An 18,980-nucleotide genomic window follows, 5' to 3' on the forward strand; every position below is an offset into this window, starting at 1 on the left:
TCATATATTTTTAACGTTTTTTACTTTATATATCCATGTTTTTAGAATGAAAAAAACGATGAATAAATCACCGTTTTAGCACAACATCTAATTCTTTAGAATCCGCCCTAACCCTATTTTAAAAAGAGGGGCTAGGGGAGATTCCTTATTTCAATAACGGCTTTAAGAACCGCGCGGTATGCGAAGTCTTACTCTTTGCCACTTCTTCAGGCGTACCTTCCGCGATAATCATACCACCACCTGAACCACCTTCAGGACCTAAGTCCACGATCCAGTCCGCAGTCTTAATCACATCCAGGTTATGCTCAATCACCACAATGGTATTGCCCTTGTCACGGAGCTGATGCAGGATATCCAGCAATTTGGCAATATCATGGAAATGCAGGCCAGTCGTCGGTTCATCCAGAATATACAGGGTTTGGCCGGTATCACGTTTTGCCAGTTCACGTGCCAGTTTCACCCGCTGTGCTTCACCACCAGAAAGTGTTGTCGCAGACTGACCCAGACGGATATAACCTAAGCCAACCTGATGCAAGGTTTCCAATCGACGGTGAATCACTGGAATGGCATCGAAGAAATGCATGGCATCTTCAACAGTCATCTCCAGTACATCAGAAATGTTCTTGCCTTTGTAGTTTACTTCCAGCGTTTCACGGTTATAACGCTTGCCATGACATGCATCACACGGTACATACATATCCGGCAGGAAGTGCATTGCCACCTTGATCATACCGTCGCCTTCGCAGGCCTCACAGCGACCACCTTTCACGTTAAACGAGAAACGGCCGGCTGCATAACCACGTGCCTTGGCTTCCTGTGTTTGTGAAAACAGTTCACGAATCGGAGTAAACAGACCGGTATAAGTCGCTGGGTTGGAACGTGGTGTACGTCCAATCGGACTCTGATCAATATCTACAACTTTATCCAGGAATTGCAGACCATCGATCGAATCAAATTTCTCTGAGGTCTGAGTAGTCGCACCATTGAGCTGTGTTGCTGCTAGTGGCAACAAGGTGCGGTTAATTAACGTCGATTTACCTGAACCTGATACACCCGTGACACAGGTCATCACCCCTAATGGAATGGTCAGGTCGACATTTTTCAGGTTATGGCCTGCTGCACCCATCAGCCTGATCTGTTCTTCCGGTTTTGGTGGTTGGGTCCGTTTTTTCGGTACTTCAATTTTCAGCTTGCCAGACAGATACTTACCAGTCAGGGAATCTTCATGTTCAGCAAGTTCCTGATAGGTTCCTTCGGCAATCACATGACCGCCATGTACGCCGGCACCTGGACCGATATCAATAATATGGTCGGCGGCACGAATCGCATCTTCATCATGTTCAACGACCAATACTGTATTACCAAGATCACGCAGACGTACCAAGGTTTGTAGCAGACGGTCGTTATCACGCTGGTGCAGGCCAATCGAGGGTTCATCCAGCACATACATGACACCCATCAGACCGGCGCCGATCTGAGAAGCCAGACGGATACGTTGTGCTTCACCACCAGATAAAGTTTCAGCTGAACGGGACAGACTCAGGTAATTTAAACCAACAGACACCAAGAAGTGCAGACGCTCGCGGATTTCCTTAAAAATCTTATCGGCAATTTCACCGCGGGCACCTTCAAGATTCAAACCTTGATAGTAGCTTTCGGCGTCACCAATCGACATGCGGGTAATGTCAGCAATGGTCTTGTCCAGAATTTTGACATTACGTGAAATTTCATTCAGACGTGAACCATCGCAGGCATCACAGGCTGCATTGGACAAGTACTGTGCCAGATCATCACGGACATAATTACTTTCAGTTTCACGATAACGGCGTTCCAAATGCGGCAGTACACCTTCAAAAGCAATCACACGATTATGACGGCGACCGCGTTCGTCAATATAGCTCAGATCAATCTTTTCACGACCGGTGCCATAGAGGAATTTCTTTTTAACATCGGCTTCGAGCTGATTCCACGGCGTATCCAGCGAATAGCCAAAGTGATTGGCGACCTTTTCGATCATGCTGTAATAATATGGACGCTGACGGTCCCAACCCCGGATTGCGCCTTGACTGATACTCAATTCAGGATTTGGAATTAGTTTATCTGCACTAAAATGGCTACGCGTACCGAGACCATCACAAACCGGGCAGGCACCAAATGGATTGTTGAACGAGAACAGACGTGGTTCCAGTTCCGCCACCGCACGATCACATTTCGGGCAGGAATGTTTGGCTGAGAAAACACGATCTGGCCGTTCGCCTTTCATCCGCGAGACAATGGCAATATCGCCACCCAGACGAAGGGCAGTTTCAAAGCTCTCGGCAATACGGTTACCCAGATCATCACGGACTTTAAAGCGGTCAACCACCACTTCAATGGTATGCTTTTTCTTTTTATCCAGTTCCGGTGGAGGATCAATTTCCATGATCTCGCCATCCACGCGGGCGCGTACAAAACCCTGGCTCTGTAACTGTTCAAATAATGCGGAATATTCACCCTTGCGTTCACGTACAACGGGCGCCAACAGCATCAGGCCAGTACCTTCTTCCAAGCCTTTTACCGCATCCACCATTTCACTCACGGTTTGCGCGACCATCGGCAGGTCATGTTCTGGACAATAAGGTGTACCGACGCGAGCATACAGCAGACGCAGATAGTCATAAATTTCAGTAATTGTGCCCACGGTTGAACGCGGGTTGTGGCTGGTCGACTTCTGCTCGATCGCGATGGCCGGACTTAAGCCTTCTATCGAATCGACTTCCGGTTTTTCCATCTGGGACAGGAACTGGCGCGCATAGGCAGACAATGACTCGACATAACGGCGCTGACCTTCGGCATACAAGGTATCGAATGCCAGTGAGGACTTACCTGAACCAGACAGTCCCGTAATCACCACAAACTTGTCGCGTGGTATATCAAGGTTCACATTTTTAAGGTTATGGGTACGTGCGCCTCGAATACGGATGTGGCTTTGGCTCATGCAATGATCCTAGAATATTCATCAAAAACCCTTATATGATACCGGATGAAAATTGTTCAAGTGCAAATAAAAGTATTTTAAACGTCAAGTTATGTCGGTGATTGGTCAAAAGATCAGTACCAAAGCAATAAGTTAAAAATGTATGAGATATTTTTTCCGATTAAAATTTTGGTCCTGCTTTTAATCAAAGCATTTGAACATGGATTTAAACTCTGTAAAAAAACACAGAGTGCTTAGCATTGCGGAGCATCGATCCAAGATAAAAATTAGGATCATTGTGCCTATTTAGAATTTTGTAGAAAAAATAAAAAGCCCCGTATTGAACAGGGCTGAATTCAGCTTGTATCAATCCAGACCAGGCCACTGGCGTTGCTCAAATGCGCTGTCCCAGAACAACCATTCCAGACGCGCTGCATGGGTATAGGCTGTATGCATTTTTTCCAGGGTGTCGGCATCGACACGCGCTGCTACGCGATCCACAGTTGCAATCACATTGCGTACAGCAGTATGGAAATCTTCCCCGGCGTAAGTATCAATCCAGGCCTGATAAGGATTATTGGCTGCGGCCTTATCGACAATATCCTTGCCGACTTCTGCATAAATCCAGAAACATGGCAGCAGGGCTGCCAGCACCACCGGATAGCTTTCGGCCCAGGCAGTCGCCTGCAAATAGGAAGTATAGTGATGGCAGGCCAGCGTCAACGGCGTATTTTCGAACTGGGCTTTGCTGATACCGAAATCCTGCATAAAGCCATTATGCAGGCTGCGCTCGACCACAATCGCAATTTTAGCCGCTTCACTAAACTGGATCACATCATCAGCCTCAAAGGCTTTGGCGGCACAGACTGCCAGTGCACGGCCATAGGCCAGCAGATAATGCGCATCCTGAATCACATAATGACTGAAGGCATCACGGTTCAATGTGCCTTGTGCCAGCTGCTGGTTAAAAGGCAGTGCCAAGGTCTTTTGATAAAGTTCGAGGTTACGTTGCCATACGTCTTGAGAGAAACTCATACTGAAATCCTGAGCAGTTGAAGTCAAAGCATGCAGCACTATAGCAAAGATCGACCCGTTGAAAAGATCAACCGATTTGAAAAGCAGAAAATACGCAAAAATGGTTCAGGAAGTGCTTTGGTTTATGTGGCAAAAGTTTCATAATTGAGACAAGTTTTAGTCTTGGTATTTCCCTACAATAAAAGAAATACACTCAATGAAATTTATCTAAGGTCGATTTGTATGTTGAAACATTTTGGTTTCTCAATCGCATTTTCGATCGTGTGCCTTGGTTTGTCTGCTTATTGGGGTTATACCCATGGTCCGGAAGCGGGCCTGCAAACCATGTTCACAGCACTGACCATTACCGCCATTCTGGCGATTATGGAAGTGTCGTTGTCCTTTGATAACGCGGTTGTCAATGCATCTGTCCTGCGTGGCTGGGATCATTTCTGGAAAATGCTATTCCTGACAGTGGGTATTCTGATTGCAGTTTTCGGGATGCGTCTGATCTTCCCGGTGGTCATTGTTGCAGTGACTGCAGACCTGGGCTTTATGGAAGTGGTGCGTCTGGCCCTGAATGATCCAAAAGAATATTCAGCGCGTTTGATGGCGCATCATCCTGAAATTGCAGCCTTTGGTGGTGCCTTCCTGTTGATGGTATTCCTGAATTTCTTCCTGGATGAAGAAAAGGATACGCACTGGTTCAGACGAGTAGAACGCCGTTTATCCAACCTGGCCAGTGTTCCGGCGATGTCGGTCTTTATTGCTCTGGTGGCGCTGCTGATCATGGCGGCCAATGTGGTAGAGGCCAAACGTCTGGTCGTGACCATGGCGGGAATCTGGGGTATTGTGATTTATATCGGGGTGCAGGTGCTGAGTCATATGCTCGGTGGTGAACCTGAAGTGGATGAAAATGGCAATGCAGTTCGTCATGATGAAAATGGCGTACCGACCGGTGTAGTGAAAGCCGGTATTGGTGGTTTCCTCTATTTAGAAGTTCTGGATGCCTCGTTCAGTTTTGATGGCGTGATCGGTGCCTTTGCGATTACCTCAGACGTGGTGATTATCATGCTCGGTCTGGCAATTGGTGCGATCTTTGTCCGTTCAATGACGATTTATCTGGTTGAGCAGGGCACATTGGATGCCTATATCTATCTGGAACATGGTGCGCATTATGCCATCGGTGCATTGGCTTTCATTATGATTGCCAGCGGAACCGGCCTGCATGTACCAGAATTGGTGACCGGTCTGATCGGTGTGGCCTTTATTGTCTGGGCCGTGATTGCCTCGATTCAGTACAAGAAGCGTCAGGCAGCTTTAGACAAATAAAGTGCTGACCCTGAATGAAAAGCGTAGCTCCGGCTGCGCTTTTTTATTTTTTAGATCAGCATCATCTTTATTTCAAATAAAATTCCTGCATCCATCCCGGCCGAATGTCCTATAATCTTCGCCTGAAGATCCATCAATTGAACTACCATAATTTATGATGAATGCCCTAGAACGTCGCTCAACCTTTGCGCTTAGCAGCATTTTTGCACTGCGTATGCTGGGGTTGTTTATGATTATCCCTGTATTTTCGGTTGCAGGACAGTCATATGAATATGCTACGCCGGCACTGATTGGCCTGGCAGTGGGGGTTTATGGTCTGACTCAGGCCATTCTACAGATTCCGTTTAGCCTGATTGCAGACCGTTTCAGTCGCAAACCGTTGGTGGTCATCGGGTTATTGCTATTCGCTCTGGGTGGTGCAATTGCCGCCATGTCGGACACAATCTATGGAGTGATTATTGGGCGTGCCATCGCGGGCGGCGGTGCGGTTTCGGCGGTGGTCATGGCATTGCTTGCCGATGTGACCCGTGAAGAAAACCGCATGAAAGCCATGGCGACCATGGGCATGAGTATCGGCTTATCTTTTGTGGTGGCATTTACCTTAGGTCCTTGGTTAACGGGTCTTGTGGGTATTTCAGGGCTGTTCTGGGTGACTACCATAATGGGGTTTGCGGCAATTGCGATGCTGCTGATGGTGCCAAAAGTGACCCGTCATCATCGTAATTTTCAGCAGGGGTATCTGATCCAGCTGAAACAAGTCCTAAAAATGGGTGACCTGAATCGCCTGCATGTTTCGGTGTTTAGCCTGCATTTATTATTAACGGCAATGTTTATCTATTTGCCTTCGCAGCTGATCGAGTTCGCTAATATTCCTTTGGCCAGTCATGGCTGGGTATATCTGCCCTTACTTGTGATTAGTCTGTTCTTTGCTTTTCCAAGCATTATTCTGGCGGAAAAATACCGCAAAATGCGTGGTATTTTCCTGACTGCAATTGCGGGAATTATCGTTGGCCTATTGGTACTGATTTTTGGCTTTGAATCGAAATATATCCTGCTCACTGGTTTAGGGATCTTCTTTATTGCCTTCAATGTAATGGAAGCCTTATTACCATCGTGGTTATCCAAGGTTGCGCCAATTCAGTCCAAGGCAACAGCGATGGGCGTGAATGCCAGCAGTCAGTTCCTCGGCGCCTTCTTTGGCGGTACGCTAGGCGGACAACTTTTGTTGCTGAATGATACTTCCATGGGTTGGAGTATTTTGACTGCGGTTGCTATAATTTGGCTGCTCATCAGTTTTGGTCTGGCTCAGCCGCGCTATCTTTCGTCCCTGGTGTTAAGCCTGCCTGAAAATCGACAAACAGATGAATGGACTTCACAGCTTTTATCTATTCATGGTATTGAAGAAGTCGTGGTGATGCCTGAACAGCAAGTGGCCTACGTCAAGGTTGATAAACAGCAGATTAATGATACTGCGCGACAACAATTAACGCACTTGTTGGGTAAAGAGGTAGCCATTTAAGCATAACTCTTATAAAGTAAAATATAGAAACAAATAGGAAGTATAGGTCTCATGCGTGGTGTAAATAAGGTTATTTTAGTAGGTACTTTAGGTCGAGATCCTGAAACAAAAACTTTCCCAAATGGGGGTTCTCTCACTCAATTCTCTATCGCGACCAGTGATTCGTGGACGGATAAGAACACTGGTGAGCGTAAAGAGCAAACAGAATGGCACCGCATTGTGCTGCATAACCGTTTAGGTGAAATTGCACAGCAGTATCTACGTAAAGGTTCTAAAGTCTATATCGAAGGTTCACTACGTACCCGTCAGTGGACAGACCAAAGTGGTCAAGAGCGTTACACCACAGAAATCCGTGGTGAGCAGATGCAAATGCTGGATTCTGGCCGTCCTCAAGGTGAACAGTCAGACAATGGCGGTTTTGCACAGCCACGTTTCAACAATAACCAGGGCAGCTATGGCAATAACAATGCTGGTCAACAAGGTTATAATGCACCACAGCAAGGTGGCTTCAATAATGCACCTGCGGGTGGCAATGGCTATGGCAATAACAACCCAAGCGGTTTTGCGCCAAAATCTGCACCAGCTCCAGTTGCAGCGCCTGCAGCAGACCTGGATGATGACTTACCGTTTTGATTAAAATTTAAAACAGAAGAGCATCCTTAAAAGCCCGTCATCCGACGGGTTTTTTAAACACGTTTATTTGTTTTCTTCTTTTTAGGAGATACCCACATTGTGATGAGGGCACGGCATACGGTTTCTTGTGCCATATCCAGAACCTCAACATTAACCTGGTATTCAGCAATTTCATGCCATTCAACATTTAACTTTGCAGGTGTGGCAATGGCTCTTAAATCGGTCGTTGCTTTTTTAAGATATTCGACCTGCATACCTTTTAGAATCCAGGAATGGGTTTTGGGGACGCTGGCATCGGTCATGGTACCTGCTGCCAGTTCAGCCAGATTGCATATGGCAATCGCATGGATTGTATCTAGATGATTGAGTACAGCCGCATGTTTCTTCATGCTCACTTCGCAATAATACGGAGCAAGCGTTTCGAGCAATGGGGAAATACTGCTGAAATAAGGTATTTTGATGCAAAGTAATCTGGAAAATATGTATTTACCACCTGGTTTTTTGTGAAAGGTTTTCCATATTTTTAGAGCCTGGCTCATGATCGCGATCCTGCGTAAGAGGTGAATAATAATAAGATCCTCATACAGAATAATATTCTGTATTTGCAGGACTCACAAGAAAAGTGTTTAAAATAGACAAGTTAATGATTAACGGTGCCGAGCACATTAAGGAGAATGCAAGGTATGGATGTATTGAAAGGGAGTTATCCAGGGGGACGCTTGGCCTTAAAGCGTCAAATTCTGAATTGCGCACTACAGGAATTTGTACAGAGTGGCATAGCTGCAACGACAATTGAAATGATTCGGGATCGGGCAGAAACCAGTGTTAGCGCAATTTATCATCATTTTCATCACAAGGATGGGATCGTAGCTGCGCTGTATCTAGCCGCTTTAAAGGATTAGTCCAGCCGACGTTTAGATGCCTTATCCCAAGCGAAAAGTGCTGAACAGGGTATTCATGCCATTATCCGAAGTTATATTGATTGGGTCATCAGTTATCCAGATTTTGCCCGTTTTCTCTATGCAGCCCATCATGTGGTACATACCTCAGAGCTGCGTCAGGATCTGGAACAGCGTACCAGCCAGCGCAATCAGGATTTAAAGAAATGGCTGGCCCAGCAGTCAGATGCCGCTTGTCTGCAAGCTGTCCCACCTGCTTTACTGACCTCTTTAGTAATTGGCGCGACAGAAAGCTATTGCCGTGCCTGGCTGGCAGGTCGAGTCAAGGATTTTCCGCAAAAGCACGTATCTGCTTTGGCACAGTCAGTTTGGGATTCTTTACAGCATTTTTCTCGGTAGAGGTCAGGAGTTAAATTGGAATAAAAGATAATAAGTAAAAAATTAATAGAATTTATAAATCTAAAAAACCGATAGTTTTTATAAAAAGTTACGGTTTTATCTATTATTAGTTTTTGCGTATTCTTAGTTCATCGAATGAATTCCCGCGAACTGATAGGAAAAATCACATGAGTTTAATCAATACTGAAGTTAAGCCATTTAACGCAACTGCTTATCACAATGGTCAATTTGTTGAAGTATCTGAGCAGGACATGAAAGGCAAATGGTCTGTTGTATTCTTCTATCCTGCTGACTTCACTTTTGTTTGTCCAACAGAATTAGGCGATCTTGCTGATCAATATGCTGAATTCCAGAAACTGGGTGTAGAAATCTATGGTGTATCCACGGATACGCACTTCACCCATAAAGCTTGGCATGACACGTCTGACGTGATTGGTAAAATCCAGTATCCAATGATTGGCGATCCAACCTGGACTCTGGCGAAAAACTTTGAAGTGCTGATCGAAGCTGAAGGTCTGGCTGACCGCGGAACTTTTGTGATTGATCCGGATGGTAAAATCCAGATCATTGAAATCAACGCAGGTGGTATCGGTCGTGACGCGCAGGAACTGCTTCGTAAAGTAAAAGCAGCTCAGTACGTACATGCTCATCCAGGTGAAGTATGTCCTGCAAAATGGAAAGAAGGCGAAGCGACTCTTGCTCCTTCAATCGATCTGGTAGGTAAAATCTAATTCGACAAATCTTTATCAACCATAAGAAAATCCAGCCTTCAGCGCTGGATTTTTTTATGGTTATTCGAAAATGAAAGGACAATTAAATCATATAGCCTTGATGACTTTCGGCTGTGGCAAGCAAGCCTTCAACCAGATGCTCGATCAGTTTTTCATCACCCGACGCTGGCTTTTACATAAGGTATAAACCAGTTGTAGGGTACCAGTACTGACACCAGTATTGTCTTATATTTGGGATACTGCATTTCATTGGCCTAGTATCGATAGTTATCCGCAACGCATACAATGAATACATGTTTATCCTATTCAGATAGGAGTAAAAGATGAAAAAAGTCATAGGCGTTTACCGTAGTCAGCACATGCATTGGGTTGGTGATGGATTTCCGGTTAAAAACCTGTTTTCTTATGACCGTCTTGGTCAGGTCATCAGTCCGTTCCTGTTGCTGGATTATGCAGCGCCGTATCATTTTGATCCGACTACGGTGCAGCAGGGTGTCGGTTCACATCCACACCGTGGTTTTGAAACCGTGACGATCGCCTATCAGGGTGGAGTAACACATAAGGATTCTGGCGGTGGTGGCGGTACGATTCAGGCAGGTGATGTACAGTGGATGACTGCAGGTGCAGGCGTGGTGCATGAAGAATTCCATTCTCCAGACTTTGCCCGGAATGGTGGTCTGTTTGAAATGGTCCAGCTGTGGGTGAATTTACCTGCCAAAGACAAAATGACTACACCGCGTTATCAGGCACTGACGGCAACTAATATTCCCCGGATTGAAATGGATGAAGGTGCAGGGCATATCCGGGTCATCGCTGGTGAACTTGATGGGCATCATGGTCCGGCGCATACCTTTAGTCCGGTCAATGTCTGGGATGGTGAACTCAAAGCAGATTATGAAACGATGCTGCAGATACCTGCCGGTCATAATGCTTTGCTGGTGCTATTGAGTGGAGAGCTGGTAGTGAATGCTGGCCAGAAAGTTCTGGACAGTTCTATTGTGATATTTGCTCAGGATAGCGATCCTATAATCCAGATTCAGGCTTATCAGGACAGCAAATTCGTAGTCTTGACCGGTGAACCCTTGAAAGAACCCATTCAAGGTTATGGTCCTTTTGTGATGAATACCAAGGAAGAAATTGTCCAGGCCTTCCAGGATTTTAATCAAGGTAAATTTGGAGAAATTCCAGTAGCTGCTGAATAAAAATGTCAGTCCAGAAAGAAAGAAGCCTCTGCAGTGCAGAGGCTTTTAAATAGTTATGCGCTGTAAGTTCTTCTGATTATAAGATTTTTTAAATAACTTCAACACTGTGGAGGGCGATGGAGTCATCATTTTATTATGCGGAAAATTATAGCGCTTCTTGTATCTTTTGTAAAACGAAAGTTAAAAAATGGTTAATTTAAATATATTGTTTTTAAAGGATAATTTTTTTAAAAATACAAAAAACATCAATAAAAGCATAAATTTAAACAGTGTTAACTTTTTATATTAAAAATGTAAAAAATTATGAATTTTCAAGCGCTTTAGTCCATCTGAAAAAAATGCAATCTGGAAGATTTTAATAGCCTAATTACGGCAGGCTTGGTACATAATTTCTAAAAGTTTCTCAATGACGGATGATCAGTTTGGATATCGCAGTAATTGGTAGTGGCATGGCCGGACTGGCTACAGCCAGAATTCTTCAGGATGCAGGACATCACATCACTATTTTTGAAGCGCTGCAAGGGCGCGGCATGGACAGTCACAGCCTCGAGTTTGAAGGTGGGCTGGTAGATGCTCCTTTGCGTGTGATGAATCCGTACTTGTGGAAAAATACGCTAAGTCTTGCGACTCATCTGGGGATCAAGACCTATCCGGTACGCACTTATATGGCATGCAGCTGGTTATTTGAGGACCGGACTGAAACCTGGCTGACGACTTCGCGTAGCCGGATTGGTAACTTTCCGATTATCAATAACCGTAAAGGCCTTCAGCAGTATGGCTGGCGTCTGGTTAAAGGTTTATTACAACTAAAAACAGCGTTGAACAAATTCTTTAAATCTAAAAATCAGGATATCAGCCTGGCAGAATTTATTAATCGCAATGATATTGAAGAAGTATTCTGGCATGGTGCGGTGATGCCAGTGCTGTATACCATCTGTACCTGTAACCCAAAAACCATTGGTGAATGGCCAGCCAAGCCCTTATTGATTTTCCTGCGTCAGCTGACAGATGGCGATGCATTATTGCGTATGCAGGGCGGTACACCAGCCTTGGTGGATAAACTGATTGAAGGCATCGACATTGTCAGTGGTGCAGCAACCACGCTGGTACAACAGCAGGGTGATCAGGTCCGTGTAGAAAATGCGGCGGGTTATTCCAAGTTATTTGACCGTGTCATCGTTGCTACACCCACCAATAAGATCGAGGAATTTCTTGATAAAGATCAGTTTGCAACAGATATTGAATTATTGAAAAAATTCCAGTTTGAGCAGGGGCAATTGGTAATTCATACCGATACCAGCGTTATGCCGCCGAAACGTAAAGACTGGGCAGTACTAAGCTATATGATGGACCGCAAGTTTACCCGTCAGCAGTTCACGGTATGGCTCAATGCGGTTGAACCGACATTGGTGGGTAAATCTCCGGTATTCCAGACCTGGCGCCCGGTGACTGATATCGATCAGAAGAAAGTTATTTCTTCTGTGACACTGACCCGCGCAGTGGTTGATGCGCATACTGTAGCCTTGAACAAGGAATTACAGCAACGTCATCTGGATCAGGACCGTAAGGTATTCTATTGTGGTTCATGGTCATGTGATGGCTTGCCAATTCTGGAATCTGCAGTTACTTCAGCGATGAAGATTGCAGAAATCTTTGGCGCACCATTGCCATTCGAGGGATTAAAACCGAATATTGAGGTTGCACCACAACTCGGTTATTAAGCATGAAACTGTTCCAGGCCTTTCGGCAGCGTCTACCCGAGCATAAATATGCTATTAATGCGGCATTGCTTGGAGATACTTCATTATTGCCCTGGAGCAATCTTGGTTACTGGCAGACAGGGCAGCAGGACTATGTTGCTGCTTGTCAGGCTTTGGCTGATCATCTGGCTGCAACCATTCATTTAAATTCAAAAGATAAATTACTGGATCTTGGCTGTGGCCAGGGTGCCAGTCTGCTGCATTGGCAGCAGCACTATCAGGTGCAATACCTGGCAGGCGTAGAGCTACAGAAAACTTGTGTTACCAGGATTCAGCAGCATTTACCTGAACTGAATGCAATTTATCATGCTTCTTTTCTTCGACTAAAAGATATCCATTTCCCACATAAGTTTAACGCTGTGCTGTGTCTGGATGCGGCTTATCACAATAGCGTACCAAGCTTGCTGGAACAGATAGTCCCAGTTTTGAATTCAAAAGCGCGAATCGGTTTTCATCATCTAGTCTTGTCTGAGCGCTGGAAAACTTTAAATTCATTTCAAAAGCGTAAATACCAGCTTTTGCTGAAATCAGCAGATGTCAATTTAAGTGATTTGATGCCGCTCGGTACGCTATATGAATGTCTGGATCAGTTTGAATTCACAGATGTTCAGGTTGAAGATCTGTCAGAATCAGTATTTGCCGGTTTTGCCAGGTATGTACAGCAGGATTTAAATTCAAAAAAAATGGTTCAGTCTGTAAAGACGTCCAGACTAGATGAATTTAAAATTCAGATGACCGCAAAACTATGCCGAAAGCTTTTTAAAGAAGGTGTGGTGCGATATGTGCAGATCAGCGCAAAAGCAAAGCACTAGAACAGTGCCTGAAAAGATTAAGCCCGAAGAAAATGCAGACTCCAGAAACATCAAAGCCTCACTAAAAAAGCGAGGCTAAGAAAATGGTGCCGGCACACGGATTCGAACTGTGGACCTACTGATTACAAGTCAGTTGCTCTACCAACTGAGCTATGCCGGCGTTGTGGTGTGCATTCTACAGATTTTTTGAGGTGATGCAAGCCAAAAAATAACCGTTTAAATGCTTTGGTAAAATTTTAAGTTTGATTGAATTCTGCATGATACGAAAAGCTGCAAAACTTGAAATACATCAGCTGGATTCATGAAAATCGCCCACATGCGAAAGTGTGGGCGAGGGTGGAAAATTTAAACTGGTTTCAGAGATGAATAAAAACTAGGTTTATCGGCTTTTTAGGATACGGTCCAGATCCTGAGCACATTCCTCCAAGGTAAAGGCCATGTCAAACTGCATTTGGGGTTTGAGTTCTTGAGCGAGGCTTCTCCACTGTTCGATGAGTCTGAGGGCTTTTTGAATCTTGTGTTTGTTGACGTCTTTGGCAATGGTCGGAGTGTAACCGCCACGTTTAGCATTTTTGATCTGTTTGGCATAGTTTGCGCTGTTATTCATGTTCGCTCCCGAATAGCAGTGTGTCTATCTTTTAGCTTTTAGTTTGAATCAAGATCAATGGCGTGGTTGGTTAGATCTACTGGTTTTTGTTCTCCTTTTATGTGCCCGCTAAGAGCAACATAACATAGCGATGATGACAATAAAATTAAGCTATTTTTATGCCAAGTTAGAATTCAGTAACTGAATTTTTTGTATAACTTTCATGAAGTATATATAGGGAAAAGAGGGCAATTCATTTGTTCATTAATTAGAAGACAAGCATTAGCAAACGACATTGTCCTTCTTCTTATAAAAATCCAGTGCCAGCTTCAGATCCTGTGCTAACTGTTCTTTTGTGTTTTCTGGCGCAATTTTTATAAAGGCAGGTACATATTCTTTGAAATACACCTCAGGATAATCTTCGCATATGATTTTCTTGCGAAGTTCCATAGGCGTAGCCGGGTTATCTAACTGGTCCAGAAAACCACTGATTTTCTGATCCGCCTGTTCAAACTGAATGACATCTACAGAGTTTTTATCTGTCGACATTGCGGCTTCTGCCTGCTCAGGCTGCTTTTGGCAACCAGCAATAACAAACATAACGAGCAGGGTAGTAAAGGTTAGTTTTTTCATCGTCTTTTTTAGTTGTTATCCGGGGCTGAATAATAAGAGTATAAGAGAATTCACCACTGTATAAGAACTGATTTTTTTAAATAAAAAAATACCTCCATCATAAGGAAGGAGGTATTAAATTGGAAAAGAAACTACAGCGAGCTTCTGATTACACATTTTATATTAGATCACTTTTCAAACAATTGGCAGAATATTACAAGCTTGATAATGATTCATAAAATTAAAATTGCTGTAACTTCTAAAAATGGAATTTAGCCAACAACTTAATGAATTTTCCTTTATTAAGCCATAAAAATTAAAGAATCTGATTAAATATTTTTTCTTTTCTAAAAGCTAAAAAATGAAGGCGTTGAGGAATAGACAATAGTGAAATTGCAGCATGATATTTAATTACAGCCAAAAAAAGGTCTAAATCCTTCGGATTCAGACCTTTTAAGACATCATGTGGCTACATGATCATGAATCTTGGCGGTGAGAGAGGGATTCGAACCCTCGATACGCTATAAACGTATACACACTTTCCAGGCGTGCTCCTTCAGCCACTCGGACACCTCACCATGGCGGTGGATGATATAGAAAAAAAACCAGTCTGCCAAGCTTGAAACAATTGATTTGCAGAAAAAGTTTGGAGGCAGTGCTATGATTCGCAAAAATGCTTTCTAAAACGAAGACAATATATGCAAAGTACTGCACAAAAAGCAGCTTTACCAGTCATTACGCTGGCTGCGCTTGGGGTCGTTTTTGGTGATATTGGTACCAGTCCTCTTTATGCACTACGCCAATGTTTCCTGACCTCGCATCTTGCTATCAGCGAAGCCTCGGTACTGGGCATTCTCTCCCTGATCTTCTGGTGCATCATGCTGACAGTGAGTTTTAAATACGTCACCATCATCATGCGTGCTGACAACAATGGGGAGGGCGGCATCATGTCACTGCTGGCCCTCAACCTGCGAACCACACTAATCTCGGATAAGAAAAAGATTTATCTGATTGCTTTAGGCTTTATTGGTGCTTCATTGTTCTTTGGTGATGGGATTATTACACCTGCGATTTCTGTACTCTCTGCCATTGAAGGATTGAGTATTGCTACGCCAGTGTTTAATAAATGGCTGGAGCCTTTATCCATTGGAATTATTGCTGGCCTGTTTTTGGTACAGCGTCATGGCACCGGGACCATGGGTAAATTTTTTGGTCCACTGACTTTACTGTGGTTCCTGTCGATTGGTGGCTTTGGTCTATGGAGTATCATTCAGACGCCGACAGTCCTGCATATGATTAACCCTTATTGGGCTTATCATTTTGTGGTAGATCAACCTTATGTGGCTTTCCTGACCATGGGCGCAGTGATTCTGACCATGACCGGAGGCGAAGCGATTTATGCAGATATGGGACATTTTGGTCGCCTGCCAATTCGTCTGGCCTGGTTCATTATTGTCTTGCCATGTCTTTTACTCAATTATGCAGGGCAGGGTGCGCTTCTGCTACGCAGTCCAGAAGCTTTAGCTAATCCATTCTATATGCTGCTGCCAGAATGGAGCCTGTACCCAATGATTGGTCTGGCAACGGCTGCTGCGGTCATTGCCTCACAAGCCGTGATTACCGGAGTATTCTCGATGGTCAATCAGGCAATTCAGTTGCGCTATTTACCACGTTTGAGCGTGAAACATACTTCAGCTGAAGAACGTGGTCAGATTTATCTGCCATTTATTAACTGGATGCTGTTTATTTCGGTCGTGATTCTGATTTTGTTATTTGAGAACAGTGCGAGACTTGCCAGCGCCTATGGGGTGGCAGTAACCATGACCATGCTCTGTGGCACGATCTTGATCTCCATTTTAGCTTATGGTTTCTGGCGCTGGCCAATCTGGAAAGTAGTATTATTCGCGGCTCCTTTTCTGGCGCTCGATCTGATTTTTGTCGCATCTACTTCACTGAAAATCTATTCTGGTGGCTGGGTGCCAATCATGCTTGGCGCAGTATTGTTTACGATACTCATGACCTGGAAGGATGGCCGCGAACTGTTACTCAAACGTATGCAGCAAAATACCTTGCCAATTGAGCTATTTATCAAGAGTGTTTCTACCGGTGGCGGTACCCAGTTTGTGCCGGGAGATGCCATTTTCCTGACCGGAACTCCGGATGTCGTACCACATGCCATGCTGCATAACATCAAGCATAACAAGGTACTGCATCAACGTAATATCATGGTCACGGTGATTACCCGGGATATTCCCTTTGTGGGAGAGGAAGATCGGGTAGAAGTTGAAAAGCTGAATGAGCATTTTTACCGGATTTATGCCTATTTCGGTTTCAAGGATCAGCCTGATATTCCACGGGCGGTCAAGCAAGCCTACACGGAATGGGGCTTTGACTATGATCTGATGCAGATCAGTTTCTTTATCTCTCGTGACCGGGTAATTCATGCAATCGGAGAAGGCATGTCACCATGGCGTGAAAAACTGTTTATTTCAATGCAACGTAATACCAGTCCGGTGAGTGATTTCTATCAGATTCCAACTAACCGAGTGGTGGAACTTGGTAGTCAGATCGAAATCTAGCAACAATATTTAAAATGAAAAAAACCAGAGTTCAGCTCTGGTTTTTTAATATCTGTTTCAGACCCGTTATGGAGTAGTTACACCTGGAGCAGTAGAGCCTGCTGGTGTCATCGGGGAATCTTGCTGCATCTCAGGCAGAGTACGGGGATCGTTGGGCTGCTGCATGTCTGGAGTTGCACCTTGTCGCATCATGGCAGGATCTTGAGAATGGCGCATCATACCCGGAGCCTGAGACATGCCCGGCTGACCAGATTGTATGCCAGACGACGGATTATTTTGCATAGCAGGTGCCTGACTTGGCTGCACTAAACGAATCTGACCAGAATTGACCAGATTTTCCAGAGAAGCATTCTGACCGTTTACAGTGGTGCTAATTCGTACCTTGGACAGGCTTTCTAATGTTTCGCCCGGCTGTACTCGTGGTTCAGCCAATGCACTGAGGCTCATTACACTGGTAAATACACCTAGAGCCAGTAATTTTGAATAATGAGTTTTGCAAGTATGGGAGTTTTTCTTCAGCGATAACATCACAATGCTCCTTCGTATATTTCTTCGAGGAATTAGAGTTTCTTACAATTGCATAATTAAAGAGTGGGCAGCAAGGAAAGCTACATAAATGGGTTGAAATCTAGTTCAAGTATTCGTAAAAAACCGACAGGCTGTTACATATTTAATGGGTTTTTATTTACATATCGCTTATTTGTTAAGCGATTAAAAATGTCATGATATACACGGCTTACAGGGCTTGTTAAGCTCGGCAACACCCGCTGTAGATGTTCTAAAGTAGCTGTAATCATGGCCAAGAAGCAACGTACCAAAAAAAATCCTGTCTTTCAGTTCCTTAACGAAAATACTGTAAAAATTATCCTGGGTGTGGTGGCATCGGGTAGTTTTGCGATTGCCTTTGGTCAAGAAAAAATCAGCCAGTGGGTATCGCTGTCTTCACCATCAAATTCTGCCTGTCTGGATCAGTTTTACCGGGATGTGCCCCCCTACTTAATGAAGGACAGCTTAAAAAAGAACAGCTATGCACTGTGCTTTAACGGCTTTAATGTCATGTATTCTGGTGTCTCCAAAACACCATTATGGGTGGCAGAATTACTGACGCCATCTCGCCTGAGTCAAAAGATTCCGCGTGAAGACAGCTTCCATGAGGAAGAACGTGTCAGTTCGGCGCATCGTGCAACTCTGGCAGATTACCGTGGTACTGGCTATGACCGTGGCCATATGGCGCCAAATGCTGATATGCCAACCAAGCAGGCACAGTTTGACAGTTTCTCCTTAGCCAACATGGTACCGCAAGCCCCGAAGAACAATCAGCAGGCGTGGCGTGAACTGGAAGAAGCCACCCGTGCGGTGGTGACTAAACAGAAACAGGATGTCTATGTGGTTACGGGACCGGTTTATAGCGCGAAAAAGCTGGAGACGATTGGCAAAGGTGTAATCGTACCGAATGCGACCTATAAAGCGGTATATATGCCGAAAACTGGTGCAGCCGGGGTGTATTATGTGGATAACAACCTGAAAAATCCGGCACCAAAAGTCCAGATCATCAGCGTCTGTGCCCTGGAGGAACTGGTTAATATCAACATCTTCCCGCAACTGACTGAAGAACAGAAACGTAATACCTATAAGCTGCCTTTGAAAGCCAGCGAGGTGAAGACCAATAAGCCTATCACCTATGCAAACTGGGATGCAGAAAGTCAGTGTGCCGAAGATGTATCCAAGAATGACCTGGAAGCATTACAAGAGGAATTCAAACGTTCTGGTGGAGGTCGTACGTCTGTGAGCGGGAATACTTCAACATCTGAGGGCTCCACTAGTGACGCAGCAGACAATAATGATCCGCAAGGTGCATTGATCAAGCAGTTGCTGGAAGCAGTGCTACAGTTCATTTTACAGCTTTTGAAATAATTCTGTTGTGCCAGACAGGATTCAGGTAGCAT

Annotated in this window: 15 protein-coding genes, 2 tRNA genes and 1 pseudogene; 10 read left to right on the plus strand and 8 right to left on the minus strand. The window is 44.5% G+C overall.

All coding sequences use genetic code 11. From position 1 onward, the window contains the following. Positions 1-145 precede the first annotated feature (145 nt). Both uvrA and tenA read right to left on the minus strand, forming a co-directional pair. Entirely contained in the window at positions 146-2,977 is a 2,832-nt protein-coding gene (gene uvrA, locus ACS72_RS11530; RefSeq protein WP_005220621.1) for an excinuclease ABC subunit UvrA, read from the minus strand. Positions 2,978-3,322: 345 nt separating this feature from the next. Next, positions 3,323-3,991: a thiaminase II gene (gene tenA, locus ACS72_RS11535; protein WP_048882199.1), complete on the minus strand. Its 669-nt coding sequence runs from the start codon at positions 3,989-3,991 to the stop codon at positions 3,323-3,325. A gap of 222 nt (positions 3,992-4,213) precedes the next feature. On the opposite strand from tenA, the gene ACS72_RS11540 reads away from it, so the two are divergent. From ACS72_RS11540 to ssb, 3 genes are all read left to right on the plus strand, one after another. Beyond that, positions 4,214-5,302 (plus strand): DUF475 domain-containing protein, encoded by a 1,089-nt coding sequence (locus ACS72_RS11540; RefSeq protein ID WP_048882200.1) that lies wholly within the window; start codon positions 4,214-4,216, stop codon positions 5,300-5,302. A 154-nt stretch (positions 5,303-5,456) separates the two neighbouring features. Next, on the plus strand, positions 5,457-6,821 hold the full coding sequence (locus ACS72_RS11545) for an MFS transporter (RefSeq protein WP_048882201.1): 1,365 nt from the start codon (positions 5,457-5,459) through the stop codon (positions 6,819-6,821). A gap of 51 nt (positions 6,822-6,872) precedes the next feature. Next, complete coding sequence (gene ssb, locus ACS72_RS11550) at positions 6,873-7,454, plus strand: single-stranded DNA-binding protein (protein ID WP_048882202.1); 582 nt, start codon at positions 6,873-6,875, stop codon at positions 7,452-7,454. A 53-nt stretch (positions 7,455-7,507) separates the two neighbouring features. Here the strand turns inward: ssb and ACS72_RS11555 are convergent, their stop codons facing one another. Further along, the gene (locus tag ACS72_RS11555) at positions 7,508-7,993 is read right to left on the minus strand and encodes a hotdog fold domain-containing protein (RefSeq protein WP_048882203.1); all 486 of its coding nucleotides are present in this window, start codon (positions 7,991-7,993) and stop codon (positions 7,508-7,510) included. Positions 7,994-8,137: 144 nt separating this feature from the next. On the opposite strand from ACS72_RS11555, the pseudogene ACS72_RS11560 reads away from it, so the two are divergent. The 5 genes and pseudogenes from ACS72_RS11560 to ACS72_RS11580 all read left to right on the plus strand — a co-directional run bounded on the left by ACS72_RS11560 (position 8,138) and on the right by ACS72_RS11580 (position 13,257). Then, positions 8,138-8,752, plus strand: a pseudogene (locus ACS72_RS11560) (TetR/AcrR family transcriptional regulator). A gap of 167 nt (positions 8,753-8,919) precedes the next feature. Beyond that, a complete protein-coding gene (ahpC, locus tag ACS72_RS11565) occupies positions 8,920-9,483 on the plus strand; it encodes an alkyl hydroperoxide reductase subunit C (RefSeq protein WP_048882204.1) in 564 nt (187 codons plus the stop codon). A gap of 323 nt (positions 9,484-9,806) precedes the next feature. Continuing rightward, positions 9,807-10,685, plus strand: a complete 879-nt coding sequence (locus ACS72_RS11570; protein WP_048882205.1) for a pirin family protein — start codon at positions 9,807-9,809, stop codon at positions 10,683-10,685. A 413-nt stretch (positions 10,686-11,098) separates the two neighbouring features. Next, on the plus strand, positions 11,099-12,406 hold the full coding sequence (locus ACS72_RS11575) for an FAD-dependent oxidoreductase (RefSeq protein ID WP_048882206.1): 1,308 nt from the start codon (positions 11,099-11,101) through the stop codon (positions 12,404-12,406). 2 nt (positions 12,407-12,408) lie between these two features. Then, complete coding sequence (locus tag ACS72_RS11580) at positions 12,409-13,257, plus strand: cyclopropane-fatty-acyl-phospholipid synthase family protein (RefSeq protein ID WP_048882207.1); 849 nt, start codon at positions 12,409-12,411, stop codon at positions 13,255-13,257. Between the two features lie 84 nt (positions 13,258-13,341). Here the strand turns inward: ACS72_RS11580 and ACS72_RS11585 are convergent. From ACS72_RS11585 to ACS72_RS11600, 4 genes are all read right to left on the minus strand, one after another. Beyond that, positions 13,342-13,417 (minus strand) — tRNA-Thr (locus tag ACS72_RS11585). Positions 13,418-13,636: 219 nt separating this feature from the next. Further along, complete coding sequence (locus ACS72_RS11590; protein ID WP_004813658.1) at positions 13,637-13,864, minus strand: hypothetical protein; 228 nt, start codon at positions 13,862-13,864, stop codon at positions 13,637-13,639. 261 nt (positions 13,865-14,125) lie between these two features. Then, positions 14,126-14,476: a hypothetical protein gene (locus ACS72_RS11595; RefSeq protein WP_004813657.1), complete on the minus strand. Its 351-nt coding sequence runs from the start codon at positions 14,474-14,476 to the stop codon at positions 14,126-14,128. Between the two features lie 466 nt (positions 14,477-14,942). Beyond that, positions 14,943-15,033: transfer RNA gene (locus ACS72_RS11600), tRNA-Ser, on the minus strand. 120 nt (positions 15,034-15,153) lie between these two features. On the opposite strand from ACS72_RS11600, the gene ACS72_RS11605 reads away from it, so the two are divergent. Further along, positions 15,154-17,034 (plus strand): potassium transporter Kup, encoded by a 1,881-nt coding sequence (locus ACS72_RS11605; RefSeq protein ID WP_048882208.1) that lies wholly within the window; start codon positions 15,154-15,156, stop codon positions 17,032-17,034. A gap of 66 nt (positions 17,035-17,100) precedes the next feature. Here the strand turns inward: ACS72_RS11605 and ACS72_RS11610 are convergent, their stop codons facing one another. Next, positions 17,101-17,562 (minus strand): hypothetical protein, encoded by a 462-nt coding sequence (locus ACS72_RS11610; RefSeq protein WP_048882209.1) that lies wholly within the window; start codon positions 17,560-17,562, stop codon positions 17,101-17,103. A 267-nt stretch (positions 17,563-17,829) separates the two neighbouring features. Between ACS72_RS11610 and ACS72_RS11615 the strand changes: the two genes are divergently transcribed. Further along, a complete protein-coding gene (locus ACS72_RS11615) occupies positions 17,830-18,948 on the plus strand; it encodes a DNA/RNA non-specific endonuclease (protein WP_048882210.1) in 1,119 nt (372 codons plus the stop codon). Positions 18,949-18,980 lie beyond the last annotated feature (32 nt).

It is taken from the genome of Acinetobacter sp. VT 511 (assembly GCF_001077515.1).
Lineage (GTDB): Bacteria > Pseudomonadota > Gammaproteobacteria > Pseudomonadales > Moraxellaceae > Acinetobacter > Acinetobacter schindleri.